The 15765-nt window shown below is 55.0% G+C and carries 15 protein-coding genes; 10 read left to right on the top strand and 5 right to left on the bottom strand.

The genetic code is table 11. The features are described from left to right. Window positions 1-52: 52 nt before the first annotated feature. Complete coding sequence (locus ACP15L_RS21960; RefSeq protein WP_425085774.1) at window positions 53-2278, bottom strand: hypothetical protein; 2226 nt, start codon at window positions 2276-2278, stop codon at window positions 53-55. Window positions 2279-2551: 273 nt separating this feature from the next. Here ACP15L_RS21960 and ACP15L_RS21955 point away from each other — a divergent pair, with 273 nt between their 5' ends. The 3 genes from ACP15L_RS21955 to ACP15L_RS21945 are packed head-to-tail and all read left to right on the top strand — an operon-like array spanning window position 2552 to window position 6242. Further along, a complete protein-coding gene (locus ACP15L_RS21955) occupies window positions 2552-2779 on the top strand; it encodes a helix-turn-helix domain-containing protein (protein ID WP_170556196.1) in 228 nt (75 codons plus the stop codon). Between the two features lie 32 nt (window positions 2780-2811). After that, the gene (locus ACP15L_RS21950; protein ID WP_425085773.1) at window positions 2812-4917 is read left to right on the top strand and encodes a tyrosine-type recombinase/integrase; all 2106 of its coding nucleotides are present in this window, start codon (window positions 2812-2814) and stop codon (window positions 4915-4917) included. Continuing rightward, entirely contained in the window at window positions 4914-6242 is a 1329-nt protein-coding gene (locus tag ACP15L_RS21945; protein ID WP_425085772.1) for a hypothetical protein, read from the top strand. Before ACP15L_RS21950 ends, ACP15L_RS21945 begins: the two co-directional genes overlap by 4 nt. A 429-nt stretch (window positions 6243-6671) precedes the next feature. Here ACP15L_RS21945 and ACP15L_RS21940 read toward each other — a convergent pair whose 3' ends face one another. Then, a complete protein-coding gene (locus ACP15L_RS21940; RefSeq protein ID WP_425085771.1) occupies window positions 6672-7517 on the bottom strand; it encodes a LysR family transcriptional regulator in 846 nt (281 codons plus the stop codon). A gap of 86 nt (window positions 7518-7603) precedes the next feature. On the opposite strand from ACP15L_RS21940, the gene ACP15L_RS21935 reads away from it, so the two are divergent. The 4 genes from ACP15L_RS21935 to ACP15L_RS21920 all read left to right on the top strand — a co-directional run bounded on the left by ACP15L_RS21935 (window position 7604) and on the right by ACP15L_RS21920 (window position 11066). After that, entirely contained in the window at window positions 7604-8071 is a 468-nt protein-coding gene (locus ACP15L_RS21935) for a c-type cytochrome (RefSeq protein WP_425085770.1), read from the top strand. A 13-nt stretch (window positions 8072-8084) separates the two neighbouring features. Further along, window positions 8085-8993 carry a c-type cytochrome gene (locus ACP15L_RS21930; protein ID WP_425085769.1) on the top strand — a complete coding sequence of 303 codons (909 nt, stop codon included), beginning with the start codon at window positions 8085-8087 and terminating at the stop codon, window positions 8991-8993. Between the two features lie 165 nt (window positions 8994-9158). After that, complete coding sequence (locus tag ACP15L_RS21925) at window positions 9159-10040, top strand: cation diffusion facilitator family transporter (RefSeq protein ID WP_425085768.1); 882 nt, start codon at window positions 9159-9161, stop codon at window positions 10038-10040. Between the two features lie 159 nt (window positions 10041-10199). After that, window positions 10200-11066, top strand: coding sequence for a hypothetical protein (locus ACP15L_RS21920; RefSeq protein ID WP_425085767.1), 867 nt, complete (start codon window positions 10200-10202; stop codon window positions 11064-11066). Window positions 11067-11141: 75 nt separating this feature from the next. On the opposite strand, the gene ACP15L_RS21915 is transcribed toward ACP15L_RS21920, so the two are convergent. The 3 genes from ACP15L_RS21915 to ACP15L_RS21905 form a co-directional block, all read right to left on the bottom strand. Then, window positions 11142-11789 (bottom strand): response regulator, encoded by a 648-nt coding sequence (locus ACP15L_RS21915; RefSeq protein ID WP_425085766.1) that lies wholly within the window; start codon window positions 11787-11789, stop codon window positions 11142-11144. Next, window positions 11786-13189 (bottom strand): sensor histidine kinase, encoded by a 1404-nt coding sequence (locus ACP15L_RS21910; protein ID WP_425085765.1) that lies wholly within the window; start codon window positions 13187-13189, stop codon window positions 11786-11788. The genes ACP15L_RS21915 and ACP15L_RS21910 overlap by 4 nt, the downstream gene beginning before the upstream one ends. Before the next feature lie 103 nt (window positions 13190-13292). Next, window positions 13293-13691 carry a MerR family transcriptional regulator gene (locus tag ACP15L_RS21905; RefSeq protein WP_425085764.1) on the bottom strand — a complete coding sequence of 133 codons (399 nt, stop codon included), beginning with the start codon at window positions 13689-13691 and terminating at the stop codon, window positions 13293-13295. Between the two features lie 99 nt (window positions 13692-13790). On the opposite strand from ACP15L_RS21905, the gene ACP15L_RS21900 reads away from it, so the two are divergent. The 3 genes from ACP15L_RS21900 (at window position 13791) to ACP15L_RS21890 (ending at window position 15691) form a co-directional block, all read left to right on the top strand. Continuing rightward, window positions 13791-14114 carry a hypothetical protein gene (locus ACP15L_RS21900; protein WP_282121167.1) on the top strand — a complete coding sequence of 108 codons (324 nt, stop codon included), beginning with the start codon at window positions 13791-13793 and terminating at the stop codon, window positions 14112-14114. 4 nt (window positions 14115-14118) lie between these two features. After that, complete coding sequence (locus ACP15L_RS21895; protein WP_425085763.1) at window positions 14119-14286, top strand: GDCCVxC domain-containing (seleno)protein; 168 nt, start codon at window positions 14119-14121, stop codon at window positions 14284-14286. 53 nt (window positions 14287-14339) lie between these two features. After that, window positions 14340-15691 (top strand): IS3 family transposase gene (locus ACP15L_RS21890; protein WP_425084199.1). Its coding sequence is split into 2 segments (ribosomal slippage): window positions 14340-14676 and window positions 14676-15691, totalling 1353 coding nucleotides; the frame shifts between segments, so codons are not numbered across the junction. The last annotated feature ends 74 nt before the right edge of the window (window positions 15692-15765 follow it).

The raw sequence follows: 15765 nt of genomic DNA, 5'->3' as shown, positions 1-15765 counted from the left end.
TAGATTGAAGGTTCGGTTTGTCCGCGCTCCCTACATGAACCAAATGTTCCCTTTAGACACTCAGGTCATCCTTAGATTTACACCGGAAGTGCTTGAGTTCGCCCCAGATGCGTTCGGCAGTCTCCTTTTTTGGGGCACTTTGGGTGAGAAAAACCACGGCCTCAGTTCGTGCGTATCGGGCCGCTCGTTTTATCTCGGCGAAGAAAATGCCTGAGCCGGTCCGCGCGGTTGTAGATGCGAAGTCGGCAAGTTTATAGGTTCGTTTGCCGCGTTTCAGGAAAGTGCGTGCCGCTTCCACACTCGAGAAGACCTTCGTCGCACCATCCGTCAAACCTTGGGGTGACAACCGGATCGCGCCGCGTGTAAGCAAGCCATCTGTAATAGCCGCATCGAGACGGTTTGGTTCCAGCTCCCGCCACGACACCAGTCTATCCACCGGGATATCCGGGATCGGGATGTTGCAGCCGATGATCACCTTTTTCGTATATTTCGCCCTCGCCAGACGCAGCCTTTCGATCAGCTGGCGCGTCGACAGCTCTCGGCTTTGCAGCTGCAACCGGCGCACGCGTTGATCCGGATGGCATGGCACCAGAACGGCTTTCGATGAGCCATCAGTCAACTCGTAAGGAACCGCTTCTTCGGGCATGCGTACCTGGCCCATTGAGTCCGAGGATAGCAGGTTTAACGGGTTTCCGGGCGTGTCTCCCCACAGAGCACGAGCTTGATCTTCGAGTGCGGAAACCGGGAGTTCTTCCCGCCCGATCACGACGACGGATGAGCAATTCTGGTAACGATTGGATCCCAGGGCCCGGCTACCAAACCACAGCCAATGCGCGCCGTGCAGCTTGGTGCTCAGCATGAACCCCGAAATTTCCGTTTCGGACATGCCCTCGAATCCATGACCTGCCTCCTCGAAGAAGGCCCGCACAACCTTCCTCGTGGCGCCAACAAGGACGCCCACGTTTTTGTCGAGGCGATCCATTAGAACCTCCCGCGCGATGATCCGCCGCCAGCTCTCACGCAACCCGGAATTCCTCAGAAGGCTTCCATTGGTCATTCTGCGATCATGCAGCTGTGTCACAAGGGCGTTTGGGCGCAGCGTGACGTCATGAACCTTGCGGATATCGCATTCAAGCGCGGACAGGATGCCGACGTCAGCATCTGCATCGAGAACCAGCATGGGTTCCTTATGCCTGAGTGGTTTTCGACGCAGCACGCGGATGAAGAAAGCGTCGTCCTCGACAATCAGCCTCAAACGCTCAGTAGCGCATAGGCCCGCTGCCTTTGCATCGGCCAGCACCCCCCAAAGCGCAGCGAAGCTGGAAACATGCCGGTGGTTCTGTTCCGCCTTTCCAAGCAATTTGGCCTGATACGCCTCATTTTGCTCGGGAGACAGGTCGGTGCACCGTGCTTTCCCCATCCATTCCAAGTCACTCAAGCCCAGATAGTCCTCGCTGGAGAACGGCAAAGACAACGGGGATGCATTGTCCATCAAAGCCGCAACAACCTGTTTCGCGGCGTCCAGCAAGCTGGCGTGCTGCCCGGCCATTGCGGCGGGGAAATGCATGCGTGGATTTGTAAACGCGGCCGCTGACACATCCTGGATCGACAGGAACTGCTGCCAGAAGGTTTCATCGACGATCCGCAGGTCGCACCTTTCAGCCGGGTCAGGCAGGGATAGATAGCTTGTTGCAAGGAAACGGTATTTCGTCACGTTGTTGAACTGTGTGAGATAGGCACATGCCTTAAAATGCGGGCAGAGTTTTGCGGTCCCATCACTCTCCTCGCGCCGACAGAAGCTCTGCTGCGCTGAGAGACCAAGGCGGTTGGCCCGCTCCACCAGCTCAGCTCGCGCGCACATGCGTCCTCGCCCATCCGGGTGCGGTGCCGAACGCCCCCGGATCGCTTGGGCATCCAAACCTAACACGCGGGCGTCTGACGCGGCCTCTTCAGCCAACGCGAGGGTTGGCAGGTGAAACGACACATGCAGGTCCTTGCCGAGCTTTTCCTTCTCAGCCAGCAGCAGTCTTGCAAGTCGGCTCTTACCCGCGCCGGGACTGGCGCGGCAGACGACGGTTGGGACCTTTGCGTTGTCTCGATACGAGGGAGCCAAGACCTCGTCCGCAGCTTCCAAGGCTTCCCGCAGATCCAGATCTGCATCTTCCAAAGAGGTGAAATTTGTCACTGAGGCGGGCGCGTCACTGTCGAACGCGCCTTGCCCCGAAAAACGCCCCGTTGCGTCTCTTTGCGGGTGTCGTTTGGTATCTGTGATGGTCATCGCCAGTCTCCGTGTTGTCGTCGTTGGCGATGACTTGAGTCTAAACCTGAAAACCGGAAATCCGGGAAATTGAGGTTTGGTTTGGAAGATTTGGGGCGGACCGGAAATAGGGTTTCTATTACCGGCGTGACCCAAAAGTTGTTGAAGCGGTGGTGGTTCGACCTGGGCTCGACTGCATCGAAACCGGGGTAATCAACGGCAAAAACTTTCCTTCGAAATTTCCGCCAGACGCCGATTGGACCCAATTCCTCCTCATAAAACAGGAGGTAAAGGATGCAGGCTCCAAAATACTACTCGGTGAATGAAATCGCCGAAATCTTCAGGCGCGATCCCCACACGATCCGGGACTGGATCAATCATGGCTGCCCGACACCACACGGGCCGGTCAAGCTGCAAGCCGCAAAGCTTGGGAAATCCTGGACCATCAAAGACGAATGGCTCGCGATCTTCGAGCTTCGCGTCCGGCCTGACCAGGGAAGGCCGGATCTAGAACTCGAATGACTGGTCGCCAACAATATGACGGAGCCAGGATCATGACCCTTGCACAGGAATTGAAAACATATCTCGAGACAAGCGGAGAGTCCCAACGGGCGCTTTCGCTGCGCGCAGGGCTGAACGCGAAGGCAGTCGCTGACATCCTGAACATCCCCGGTCTCAGGCCGCGCCACACTACGCTTGTGGCGCTGTCTATAGCAACCGGTCGCGACTTTCTGAGCCTTGGAAAAGAACCGCCGCGCACCTATGCCGATCTTATCGCCAACGCGCAGGTCGAAGGCGACACCAGCCTCGTCTCAAAGCTGAAATGGCTGTGCCGGAACGCGGGTTGGACACCAGAGCTGAAAGTGGCCTGCAAACAGGATGTCATCGGCTTTTTCGACCGCAACGGGCCTGCAAGCGTCAACCTGACAAAAGGCAGTTTCGCAACATATCGATCCGCATTGGTGAAAGCCGTGGCCGGTGGTCAATCGCGCCAGCGGCAACGCCGGATTGATGATATCGGGGGGATATATGGGGATGCGTATAAAGCCATCCAGGCCAGCGACCTTCCCACGTCCTCCAAGGTCGCATCGGGACCGTTCCTGGTCTTCCTGCACGACGCAAATATCGACCCAAGCTCGATTTCAACAGACACCCTGGCAGATTATTACCGTCACCGGGTCGAGGCTTCCTCCAAGGGAGAGGACCGTTGCAAAAAGCATGTCTGCGAGATCACGACCTTGCTGGGCAAGCTGTCGGCGCATGCAGATCTTTCGCGCTTCGGTTTCGTCGCCGCAGATCACCCATTTCAAGATAGTCGCGACAAGTTCGGTGTCGATGAGGCGTTGATCGCGCCACTGCTGGCAGAATTTGAAACCCGCGTCGCACCCTGGGCGACCGGGAAGATGTCACGCGATGGCCAGTCCCGCTCGGAATTCATTGCATCCCTTGATGCGCTGGAAGCGCCGGTGTCAGACAAGAAAGCCCGGCTGCGCAATGCCAAGAAGGATCGCCTGAAGAAACCTGGGAAATCAAATCGCAACACTGTGCCCGCGGTGGCTGCGGATGCCGGATTTCTGATTGGGAAGGACTGCTGGAGCGCGTCTACGCTGGATCGGCGCCGTGGCTATGTCAAATCCATGGCCAAGGCCATCATCGCTGCGACGGATGTCGTTCCTGAGACACTCGAAGAGCTGACTGATCCGGAGTTTCTGGAAGTTGGTGCTGAAGCTCTCGCGGATAGCAACAAAAGCGATTATCCCAGCGGCTATGTCGCCGGTGTTCTGAAATCCATGCGCAAGATCGCGGCCGGATACATCAGTCGGTCCTCGGAAGATCTGAAGGACATCGCAGATCTCATCAGACTGCATGATACCGGCATTTCCGGGATCGCACCCCGCAACAAAGCGAAACTCCAGCAGTTTACCGAGACCCGGGTCACCGGGACGGTCCGGCTGTCGGGATCGATCATCGCCGCGGTAAACGATGAGGTTGATCGCCGCCGGACGGCGCACAAGGCAAGGTCGGGCACTTTACCGGCAAAGATCGATGTTATGGATGCGGAGTTGATCCGCGACGTTATGGCCGCGCTGGCACATGACATCCTGATGAGCCGGGCCCCACGTAGCGACAATGTCCTGCGCGCAAGGCTGGACTGGATGTCCTGGCATGGCGATGTGGTCCGTCTGACTGTGCCTGCGGCCGAGGTTAAATTGCGCGGGAAGGGGGATGCCGATCTGCCAATCCTGCTTAGCGAAAACACGAGCCGATTGCTCCGGAAGTATTTGGAGAACCTCCGTCCCCGCATCCTTAAACCAGGCGACAAGCAGAACCCGTATCTGTTCCCAAGCCAAGGGAAAGAGGCAATCGACACGCACTACAACACGCTTCTCAAGCGGGTTACGCGACTTTTGGCGAAGCACGTTGGTGTTCAGATCCACCCTCATCTCTATCGCCATCTGATCGGGTGGATCTGGCTGAAGGACTGCTCGGATCATCTGCCGAAGGTCCAGCGTCTGCTGGGGCACAAAAACCTTCAGACGACCCTCGATTGCCATGCCGAACTGGATGAAGACCTGTTGCTGGACGAATGGCAGGAAAAGCTGAACGAGAAATTCGCGGGGAATTCATCAAAACCCAACACCAAAGGGAGGTTTGAATGACGCTCAACACTCATCTGCGTCTGCTCGCCGACATTCGTGAGGCATTACCAGACGGTCCAATTCCGGGAAGGGCTGAACTTTCGGAACATCTGTCGCGGCGCCAAACTGAAATAGGCGAAACGGCACTGGCCGAGTTCGCCTATGTTCAGCAAGTGGCCAAGACAAAGTGGGGACCCGAGCGAACCGCGCATTTTGGTCAGGTCTTGCGCCAACATAGAGTGTCGCAGAAACCGCCACGCGAGACCGCATGGGGTGAGGCCGAAACGTTGCTTCAAAAGCTTCCTGAGCACTGGCATCGCCTCATCGCCGCGCAGATAGCGCTGTCCAAACAAGGAAAGCGGGTGTTGGGTCGAACGCTGTGGAGCGCGTCTCACACATTGAACGTCATCCGTGCCTTGAAGCGATGGGCTGCATTCTGTTCGACCCAAGGCTGTTCGATGGTACCAACGGGCTCTTCATTGGACGCGTTCGGTCGATACCTTTTTGCCGATCCGGAAGATGGACAAACTGTGGGTGCAGGGACGATAGCAGACTATCAGTCCCGTATTCTGAGCGGGATCGGCCTGACTCAGCCCGGATTTTCTTCCGCGGCCTGTAGCTTTGTCGTCGCGGATTGGCGTAACCGGGCAGACCAGGAGGGCGCGGTGACAAAGACGGGTGCGCAACTCGTCGGCGCCACGGCAATCTGGGATCTCGGGTTCCAGCATATCGAAAACGCGCGGTCCTCCCAGATGCGAGGATTGGACTCCGCGCGGCAGTACCGGAATGGATTGATTCTGGCCATCGGAACCGCCTTGCCGCAGCGTGCAAGGGCGCTGTCCTGCCTTTCCTTCGGCAGCAGTCTTTACCTTCAAGATGACAATTCCGTCGGCATCCGCATTCCGGCGTCCATGCTGAAATTGCCTGAAGATCGAAAGCAGGGCGCCCCCTATGAGCGCAGCCTCCGCAATCCCCGGCTTGCAGCAGTTTTGCAGGAATATCGTCAGTCGTTTCGGCCGATCTTCGATGACGGAGGAGCGGTGTTTCCATCCATCAAATCCCGAAACACCGCGATCAGTGAAAAACAGATCGGCCGATTGACCGGCAACATGACCGAAAAGGCATTTGGAACCCGCATATCGATTCATCGGCTGCGGGACAACGTCGCAACGCAGGCCAGCGAAACCATGACAGCGCCTGGCCGTGCGGCCGCCGCGTTGCTTGGTCATAAGTCCCAGTCAACCGTGGCGCGTCACTACGATTATTCGGAGGGCATTCAGGCGGCTGAAGAATTTGGTGCACTGCTGTCAACTTACCAAGCAGCGGGCGTTGATCTTGAGCTATGATAAGCCCTTCAATAACGTCGACGCCCCGCGGTGACCTTTTTTGATCGGGAGTGACAAATGAGTGGGGAGACAGAAGCAGGCGGTTGCAACCAGATTACCGAATCCGGGCGTTCGCTGTGGCTTGAGCGAACTGGAAAAACGTGGACAAATCCGCCGCTCCCTTTGCCGAGAGCGATGGAGGCAATCAGCCCAAAGCGGTCATGCTTGATCAGCACGTCGGGCGGGAAGCGGTCATTCGCTGCGGTATACGCCAAGGGCTGCTCTGCTCAAATAAGCGCCAGAAACTTCGGTCATCGTAGTGACTGCTCCACTGCCCAAAGTGGCCTTCGTGCTGCCAGTTCGTTAGCTTGGATGTGGGTTTTAAGCCGCTATGTATTGTATCTTCTGAGAGCGAAGCCCGAGTGCTCGGGACTGAATTTGATAACAACGTCATCCAGAAAGAACAATGGCTAAGCGTTCACCCAACGCACGTTGAACGATAGCAAATCTGGGAGTGTTCGCTATTTCGTCCAGCGTCGCTACCCAGAGCGGAACCTCAATTTCTGGAGTCACGTCGTGCGACCTTCGAAGCCGGGAATCCGGGTCGCCAAAAAACGTGGGTAAAAACGTTTTACCGACTCCTGCAGCGGCCATCTCTCGTAGAACCAAAAAACTGTCTGCCCCGCTGGTCATTTCGTCAGCACTGACATTCGCCTCCAGCCATTTGGCAGGAAGTGAACGGCTTAACGCCCCATCAAGCCTCATCCATTTGCTATTGGGAGAGCCGTCGTCAAAGACTCCGAAAGACAGTTTTCCTGCAAGCTGCCCTATCAGCCCCTCATCGAGCTTTATCGATGGCCGCACGGCGATGTCTGCGCTCAACCGGGATAGATCATGGTGACTATTTCCGCTTAATAAAGTCAGTTTCAGGCCGGGGTAAAGCTGTGAGATCTCATTTAGTATTGGAGGTAGAACAATCTGGCAAAGACTGTCAGTTGATGTAATTCGCACATGACCTACTGGGGAACGATTGGCTCCCACGATTGCCCGCTCTACCGAAAGAACCGCCTCTTCGACGCTTTCCATGGCCGAGAGAATTGCACTGGCTTCTGGCAGAACCGAATACCCTGACGAGCTTTTCTGAAAAATCCGGCAGCCATTGCGCTCTTCGAATGCGGCCACCCTTCGCAAGACTGTAGCATGCGTGACGCCCATGGCCGACGCCGCCGCGTTCAACGAACCGTATTTGCTTACAGCAAGCGCATATCGAATGTCGTCCCAGTTTTCGTTGTTCATAAATTAACAAGTGACGACGAAGAACAAACAATTACAAGTAAATTCGTTCAAGTTATCGTTCAGACTATTGAACAGGGAGACACACCATGATGAAGAAATTTTCGATCTTTGCGGCCGGTCTGTTCTCGGTGGCCGCAATTGGCACAGCCATCGCACACCAAAGCGAAAACCCGGCTGTTAAGGCTCGGACCTCGATCATGCAGCTCTATGCATTCAATCTTGGTACACTTGGCGGCATGGCCAAAGGCGAGGTGGATTATGATGCCGAGGCCGCAACACGGGCTGCAAACAACCTTGTTGTGCTCACGCAGATCGACCAATCCGCGATGTGGCCTCAAGGATCTGACAATGTGTCCGATCCGTCCTCTCGAGCGCTACCTGCGATCTGGGAAAACTTCCCTGACGTTGGTGCGAAAGGGCAGGCCATGGCAGACGCCGCTGTTGCGATGCAGGCTGCAGCAGGGCAAGATGTTGAAGCCCTGAAAGCTGCGATGGGCGACCTGGGTGGAAGCTGTTCTGCATGTCACAAAGCTTACAGAGCACCGAAAGAATAAATGGCAGATAGCCATGAAGCGGTTTTTCTTTTTCACCGCTTTCGTTGCACTTGTGGTTGGGTTGGCAGGTTTGGTGCTGACCCGACCGCAAAGAATGGATCAGTCTCAACTCGATGGTTTGAAACCAGATCTCGCCAGAGGTGAAATCGTATTCCACGCCGCGGGATGCGCATCCTGTCATTCAGCGCCGGAAGCGGTTGGTGAGGACAAGCTTATGCTCGCCGGCGGTCGTAGGTTCGAGACGGATTTTGGCTCGTTCATTGCCCCCAACATTTCCAGTGACCCGGAAGTTGGTATTGGGTCCTGGTCTGCCCTGGATCTGGCCAATGCCTTGATCCATGGGACCGGACCCGAAGGACAGCACTATTTTCCAGCTTTTCCTTATACATCTTACACCAACATGTCGGCAGACGACGTCGTTTCGCTTCACGCATTTCTCGGCACGCTGCCAGCGGCCGCAGCCGAAAGCGAGGTGCATGAGGTTGGCTTTCCCTTCAACATTCGACGCGGACTGGGCGGATGGAAGCATTTGTTCATGTCGCCAGGATGGGTGCTCGATGGAGATCTGACCGACCAACAACGACATGGCCGGTACTTGGTGGAGGCTCTTGGCCACTGCGCCGAATGCCATACGCCACGCAACGGCTTAGGGGGTGTGCAACGCGATCTCTGGTTGACAGGAGCGCCAAACCCCAGCGGAAAGGGACGTATCCCCGGCCTGACCTCAGACCAGCTTGATTGGTCTGAGGCAGACATTGCCGAATACCTCAAATCTGGCTTCACACCGGATTATGACAGCGCAGGTGGTGAGATGGTGGACGTCATCGAGAACACATCACGCCTCACGGATGAGGACCGTTTGGCGATTGCCGCCTATCTCAAAGCTGTTCCTGTTTCGTCGACTGGGCTTCCATCAGAGTAACAGTCGTTCGGCGCAATGCTGCGGGGGCCAGATGCTGTTGCCGGTCGGCAGTAGGAAGCTGCGAGGCCTATTCCCTTTTTACCAAACACCTGTTTTACGTTTTGAACATCGGAGCTCACCAATCACACGAGTTTCCGTCCATGATTGACTGAGGGTCGCGGCCAAATGACACAAAAAATCGCTCTTTGGTCCATTCCTATATCCATTGCGGTACTGGCCCTAAAACTTTTGGCTTGGTGGCTGACAGGCTCGGTGGCGCTATTGTCAGACGCGATGGAATCTACCGTGAATGTTGTTGCGGCACTGCTGGCGTATTTTGCGGTTCGGATTGCCAACATACCCCCTGACGAAAACCACCCCTTTGGTCACAAAAAAGCCGAGTATCTTTCCGCCGTCGCCGAGGGCGTACTGATTGTGCTGGCGGCGTTCTTGATCATCAGAGAAGCTGTGCTGGCACTCCCAAACCCGCATCTTGAGGATGCGCCGCTTCTTGGAATCGCCATCAATATCATAGCAACGGGCGTGAATGGCGCATGGGCCTACCTATTGCTCAAAATCGGCAGGCGCGAGGGTTCGCCTGCATTGGAGGCAAGCTCCCGGCACATTTTCACAGATGTCATGACCTCAGTCGGTGTCATCGTAGGTCTGATACTTGCACTTGTCACCGGCTGGCTGATCCTCGATCCGATCCTGGCAATTCTCGTTGCACTGAACATCTTGTGGGAGGGCTGGAAAGTTATTCGATCGTCCGTCGATGGCCTGATGGATGTGACACTTTCGGATCATGACTTGCAGACTGTTTCCAACGCAATCGACGCAAATCTCGGCGCAGCCTTAGAGTACCACGACCTCAAAGGGCGCAGATCCGCAAATGTCATCTTCGTGGAGTTTCATCTTGTTGTGGACGGCACAATGCCAGTCAGCGCGGCACACGATATATGCAATGACATCGAGGAAGAATTGGAGCGTTTGTACCCGGGTTCGGTCTTTGTCATTCATCTCGAACCTGATGACGAATTGAAGGGGGCCGGGGTTAGATCCCACTAAACTGGTCACATGGCTCAGCAAAAACTCTATTGGTTTGACTGATCTTAATAAGACGTTCGGCTTGAAATTCGTCAGACTTAAGCCCGATGTGGGGAAGCCGAAGCAGAAGTAACCTGTCTCCAACGTCACGAAACGTGATGCTCAGAATTGGAGGCGAAAATGAAAACTCAAAGAAAGCTGGGTCAACTTCTAAGTACTGCGGCGTTGGCTTCGTTGATCGCGGCGACGCCTTATGTGCCAGCGTTCGACGCTGATGGTCGCCTACACTTTGAACCGTCATATGCCTTTGCCAAGAGCGGCAGGGGAAGCGACGGGGATGGTCGCGACGATGATCGTGACGACAACTCTGGGTCGGGCAGTAGCGGCCGTGGTGGTGACCGTGACGGTGACCGGGACGACAACTCTGGGTCGGGCAATAGCGGCGGTGGTGGCGACCGGGACGATGATCGTGATGACGATAGAGACGATGATCGCGACGACGACCGAGATGATGATCGAGACGACAATTCTGGATCAGGAAAAAGTGGTCGCGATGACGATGATGATAATGATGACTCCAATCGCTCCAACAAAGGCAGCGGAAAGCAGGATCGGTCTCAAACAGGGGGCAAACCGTCGGGTTCGGCTGGGATAACGAAGGTCGAAACAAACGCTAACGGTATTGAAGTGCGGTACGCCGACGGAACCAAGGAGGAGATCGAAAACGGGCGGTATGAGAGAAAGAATGCGCAGAACCGAACTGTTGAGGAGCGCCCCGCGACCGGTGCTGACGTCTCAAGGCTTCGGTCATTGGCGAATGGTATCTCAATCGACAACGTACGCTCTTCTGGGCAAAGCGGCACTGCTGGAAGTCGACCCACGAAAATCGAACGCCAGGGCAATAATATAGAAGTGAACTATGCCAATGGTTGGAAAGAGGAGATCGAGTTTGGGCGCTACGAGTTGAAAGACCCGTACAACCGGACTGTTGTTGAAAGAAACGCAACGGCCTCTGATCGTCGGAGGTTACAGTCGGTTGCCAACTGAACTGCAACTTTAGTCAATAATCCGTTGGCGGCGACTCTTAGTGAGGGGCCGCCATCGTCGTCAAAGAGACCGCCGTTAATCTCCCTTGTTCCAAACATCATGGGCAATGAGCGCGGCCTCTACCCGATTTCGCGCATGAAGCTTCGACAGGATTGCCGTCATGTAGTGCTTCACGGTCTTTTCCTGAAGGTCTAACTCATCAGCGATTTCACGATTGCTCAGTCCTTTGGCCACACGTCGAAGTATTTCTTCCTCACGATGCGTAAGGTCATCGAGAATGCTGCTGTTAATAGACATGCCGGTGTCAGCATTGATTTGCAGCAATACTCGCGAGGCCAAGCCCGGAGAAACGAACCCTTCACCTGCGGCGATGCTTCGTAAGGAAGCGGTTAGTTCGCTCGCGGTTACTCCCTTCACAATGTACCCAATCGCGCCCGCCTCCAAGGCGTCCGCGACATCGCTGCTGTTCTCTGAGACCGTCAAGATTGCAATGACGGGTGGATTTTCCATTGCCGCAATTTTACGTGTCGCGCTTATCCCGCCACCGGGCATAGAGAGGTCAAGAATAGCTATGTCCGGCTGATGCGTGCCGACCAGCAATACTGCCTCTTCAGCGTTGGACCCAGCGGCCAAAACTTCAAAACCATCAGCTTCATCCAACGTTCGTTGCAAACCATCCCTGAATATCGGGTGATCATCAGCTATTACGACAGACGTAGTCATGATGTGCCTAACTTTCTGGGAAAGAGTGTCATAGCAATGGTGGTGCCTTCGCCCGGTCTCGATGCGACTTCGAACCGGCCACCAATACTCTCGACCCGATCTCGCAAGCCCATAAGCCCTTGGCCGCCATCGTCTCGCAACGCGGTTTCTTCTGACCTGTCAAATCCAGGTCCGTCGTCTTTGACCTTCACAACTATGCAGTCGCTCTGCGCCTCAGAGATAACAGTGCACTTGGAAGCTGGAGCATATCTCGCGACATTGGAAAGCGTCTCCTGAAGGAACCGAAAAACGCACAGCTTGCCCGACAATGACAACTCTGGGGCCTGGCTACCTTGGAATGAAATATCCGGTCGCAACGGGCTGTGTTCGGCATGATCCTCTACAGCTCTCTTCACAACATCGACGAGTGACAGGCTGTCGATATCTGGCGCAGACAGCCCTCGCGATATTGCACGAATTTCAGCCAGAGATTTTTGCAAAGACTGCTGAATTTCCTCTGCCTCTTTAGGCCTTTCGGACTCTTTGGAAAACGCCGCCTCCAGTCTAAGAGCGGCAAGGGACAGGTATTGCGCAGGACCATCATGCAGTTCGGCACCGAGTTTCTTGAGGAACCGATCTGTTTGCGTGGCATATCTTTCTGACGCCTCGACGACACGCGAGCGCAGCCGGGCATTCTGCTCGGCCATCCTCTCACTTTCTGTCAGGCGCTGTTTAAGAAGAGACCCCTGTCGTCGAATTGTTTTGTCACCAATTGCGACGATGGAATACAGAACAATAGTACTTGCGAGAAATGCGGAACCGACGACCATCCAACTTGTTCGCCTGGCCTTGGCTAAATCTAACTCAAGCTGATCCGCTCTTTCGTAGAACTCCGCAACGGCGATGATTTCGCCGGACCAGAGTTCGCGGATGGGGCTGTAAACTTCAAGTAGTGGTATCCCCAATGCCGCCTCGGCGGCGCTCTCGGCATGATCAAGCTCTTCGAAAGAGCCGGAGATATCACCACTCCACGCCCGCCTTAAGTCATCCGTTGGATTGAAACGGTTTCCGATGATGTCTGTATCAGAGGCATGTGCAATCACACCGCCTTGCTTCCAGAATTTGTAGGAGACAATGCGGTCGCGCATTGGCTGGGTCATAAAAATCTCGTCCAGCGCCAGGCTCGCCTGCTTTGAAAGGCGGTCGCCATGTGCCAATTCCTGGCTGAGCGGGGATACCACGCTTTCCATATACAGCGCTGCGGAGTTGGCAGAGTTTTGGACGACTGCGTTCTGGATTCGATTTGACACCCAAACCCCGACTATTGCGGTAGCAGTGCCCATCACAACGATGCTGGCCGCAAGAAACACTCGCGACAACGACCAATTGCCAATCGTTAGGTCAGATACTTTCGCTCTCATCGTGAAATCGACTATGAACTACAATCTGTTACCGCACCACAGACCTTGGTCTGACGCGATCTGACTAAATCTCAGATACTTTGATTCCGCCCAGCGGCCAGAGTCAGATATCATCCATCGTTCTCAGTCTTTGCAGCATCGGGCATTGAACGTTTCCGCTATCATAATTGGCCGTAAGCTCACTCAAGGCGTGCTCCAGGCGTCTGAGCTCATCAATCTTGCTTCGAACGCTGGCAATGTGTGCCTCGGCCAATTCTTTCACTGACCGGCAGTCTTCCGCACTTCCTTCTGACAGCTCCAAAAGCGCCTTTGCGTCAGATAGAGGAAACCCCAGGTCGCGGCATTTCTTCAAAAACCGAAGTCTACCCACATCGTTTGCGGAATAGAGACGACGATTGTTCAGAGCTCGTGCGGGTCTTGGTACGATACCTTCGCGTTCGTAATAGCGGATGGTTTCTACTCCGACCCCGGATTGCCGGGAAGCCTCACCTATCGTAATCATGTGAAGTGTCCCCTCTTGATCCTGTAGTTACTACAGGAGTTATACGCTCTGAATGCCGGTGCCTCAACACAATCAAATCGCCTACCCACGGAGCGAGAGATGAAGAAGTATGTGACATTCAGCTACCTGGGATCGGTTTCCGCTCTGGGGGTGGCGGCATGCTGCGTTCTTCCAATGGCCATGATGTTGTTAGGCTTGGGTGGCAGTTGGTTGGCGGTATTCGGAAGAATAGCGGCGGCAAGCTACTATGTTCTCGCTATCTCAACAGCGCTGGTCGCGGTTTCATGGATCGTAGCGCATCGAAACGGGACGATGGCAAATCTGAAATGGTGGCTTGTTGGAAGCTCAGCGATCACCGCGCTGGCATGGGTCATCGTGTTCAATGAGGCTCAAATCAACGATTATCTAATCATGCAGATGTGAGACAATGACAAAACAAACTGTGGTGCTGGATAGCACTTTGACTTGCCCTGAGTGCGGACGCATTGAAACCGAAAGAATGCCAACCGACACGTGCCAGTGGTTTTATGAATGCAAATCATGCAGGGCAGTCTTGAAGCCTTTGTCTGACGTCAGCGCCAATGGGACAGTTTAGGTCGATTTGATAAGAGAGGGTTTCTGGCTCATCGTAACCGCCAAGGAGTGGAGATGAGAAAGAAACCCGGAACCAAGCAGAGCCACGGTGAGAAGGTCGTAAAGGACATTCGCCGTGCGACCCGCAAACAGTATTCCGCAGAAGAGAAGATCAGGATCGTGCTGGACGGCCTAAAAGGCGAGGACAGCATTGCAGAGCTGTGCCGTCGTGAGGTCATCGCGCAGAGCCTTTATTACAGCTGGTCCAAGGAATTTCTGGAGGCCGGCAAGAAACGTCTGGCAGGCGACACGGCCCGCGCGGCAACTTCCACCGAAGTGAAGGATCTGAGACGGGAAGCCCGTGATCTGAAGGAGGTGGTTGCCGAACAGGCTCTTGAACTGCGGTTGCTCAAAAAAAGCATGATCGCGGATGGGGACGACGACGCATGAGATATCCCGCATCCGAAAAACTGGAAGTCATCCGCTTGGTTGAGCAATCGCATCTGCCGACCAAGCGCACTTTGGAGAAGCTGGGCATTCCGAAGACCACCTTCTATCGCTGGTACGACCGATATCTCGTCGGCGGCCCCGAGGCGCTTGAAGATCGTAGACCCACGCCGTCACGGGTCTGGAACCGCATTCCCACGCCAGTGCGCGAGAAGATCAAGGATCTGGCTCTGAAGGAAAGTGAGCTTTCCCCGCGTGAATTGGCTGTTCGCTTCACTGACACAGAAAAGTACTTTGTGTCAGAGGCTTCGGTCTACCGCATCCTCAAGTCTTACGATCTGATCACCAGCCCAGCCTATGTGGTTTTGTCAGCCGCAGACGAGTTCCAGGACAAGACAACACGACCGAACCAACTCTGGCAGACCGATTTTACCTATCTCAAGGTGATCGGCTGGGGCTGGTTCTATCTCAGCACGATCCTGGACGATTACAGCCGCTACATCATCGCCTGGAAGCTTTGCACGACGATGAAGACCGAGGATGTGACCGACACACTGGACCTCGCCCTGCACGCCTCAGGCTGTGATCAGGCAACGGTGCTGCACAAGCCACGTCTGCTCAGCGACAACGGGTCCAGTTACATCTCTGGTGAGCTTGCCGAATGGCTGGAAGATCAGAAAATGGATCATGTTCGAGGGGCACCATACCATCCGCAAACTCAGGGAAAGATCGAGCGCTGGCACCAGACGCTCAAGAACCGCATCCTGTTGGAAAACTACTATCTGCCCGGTGATCTCACGCAGCAGATTGACGCCTTCGTCGAGCACTACAATCACCGGCGTTATCACGAGAGCCTGCAAAACCTCACGCCCGCTGATGTCTACTTCGGACGCGGGCAGACCATTCTAAAACAACGAGAAAGGATCAAACGAAAGACTATCGAAACCCGGCGCTTGCTTCACCGCAAAACCGCCGCATAATCAATCTAACCAGATGAGACAGATACTCTCTTAGATCACGCCGCCATCCGTCCCAAAACCCCTGACAACGGACA

It is taken from the genome of Ruegeria profundi, from assembly GCF_049800715.1.
GTDB lineage: Bacteria > Pseudomonadota > Alphaproteobacteria > Rhodobacterales > Rhodobacteraceae > Ruegeria > Ruegeria profundi_A.
The sequence above is the reverse complement of the archived record's forward strand: the minus strand, read 5'-3'. Positions and strand labels throughout refer to the sequence as shown.

Excerpts from the sequence above, each read along its gene's own strand:
- ACP15L_RS21940 (WP_425085771.1), bottom strand. The coding sequence starts at position 7,517 with ATGAACAACGAAAACTGGGACGACATTCGATATGCGCTTGCTGTAAGC.
- ACP15L_RS21945 (WP_425085772.1), top strand. The coding sequence starts at position 4,914 with ATGACGCTCAACACTCATCTGCGTCTGCTCGCCGACATTCGTGAGGCA.
- ACP15L_RS21920 (WP_425085767.1), top strand. The coding sequence starts at position 10,200 with ATGAAAACTCAAAGAAAGCTGGGTCAACTTCTAAGTACTGCGGCGTTG.
- ACP15L_RS21950 (WP_425085773.1), top strand. The coding sequence starts at position 2,812 with ATGACCCTTGCACAGGAATTGAAAACATATCTCGAGACAAGCGGAGAG.
- ACP15L_RS21910 (WP_425085765.1), bottom strand. The coding sequence starts at position 13,189 with ATGAGAGCGAAAGTATCTGACCTAACGATTGGCAATTGGTCGTTGTCG.
- ACP15L_RS21960 (WP_425085774.1), bottom strand. The coding sequence starts at position 2,278 with ATGACCATCACAGATACCAAACGACACCCGCAAAGAGACGCAACGGGG.
- ACP15L_RS21895 (WP_425085763.1), top strand. The coding sequence starts at position 14,119 with ATGACAAAACAAACTGTGGTGCTGGATAGCACTTTGACTTGCCCTGAG.
- ACP15L_RS21915 (WP_425085766.1), bottom strand. The coding sequence starts at position 11,789 with ATGACTACGTCTGTCGTAATAGCTGATGATCACCCGATATTCAGGGAT.
- ACP15L_RS21930 (WP_425085769.1), top strand. The coding sequence starts at position 8,085 with ATGAAGCGGTTTTTCTTTTTCACCGCTTTCGTTGCACTTGTGGTTGGG.
- ACP15L_RS21905 (WP_425085764.1), bottom strand. The coding sequence starts at position 13,691 with ATGATTACGATAGGTGAGGCTTCCCGGCAATCCGGGGTCGGAGTAGAA.
- ACP15L_RS21900 (WP_282121167.1), top strand. The coding sequence starts at position 13,791 with ATGAAGAAGTATGTGACATTCAGCTACCTGGGATCGGTTTCCGCTCTG.
- ACP15L_RS21925 (WP_425085768.1), top strand. The coding sequence starts at position 9,159 with ATGACACAAAAAATCGCTCTTTGGTCCATTCCTATATCCATTGCGGTA.
- ACP15L_RS21935 (WP_425085770.1), top strand. The coding sequence starts at position 7,604 with ATGATGAAGAAATTTTCGATCTTTGCGGCCGGTCTGTTCTCGGTGGCC.
- ACP15L_RS21955 (WP_170556196.1), top strand. The coding sequence starts at position 2,552 with ATGCAGGCTCCAAAATACTACTCGGTGAATGAAATCGCCGAAATCTTC.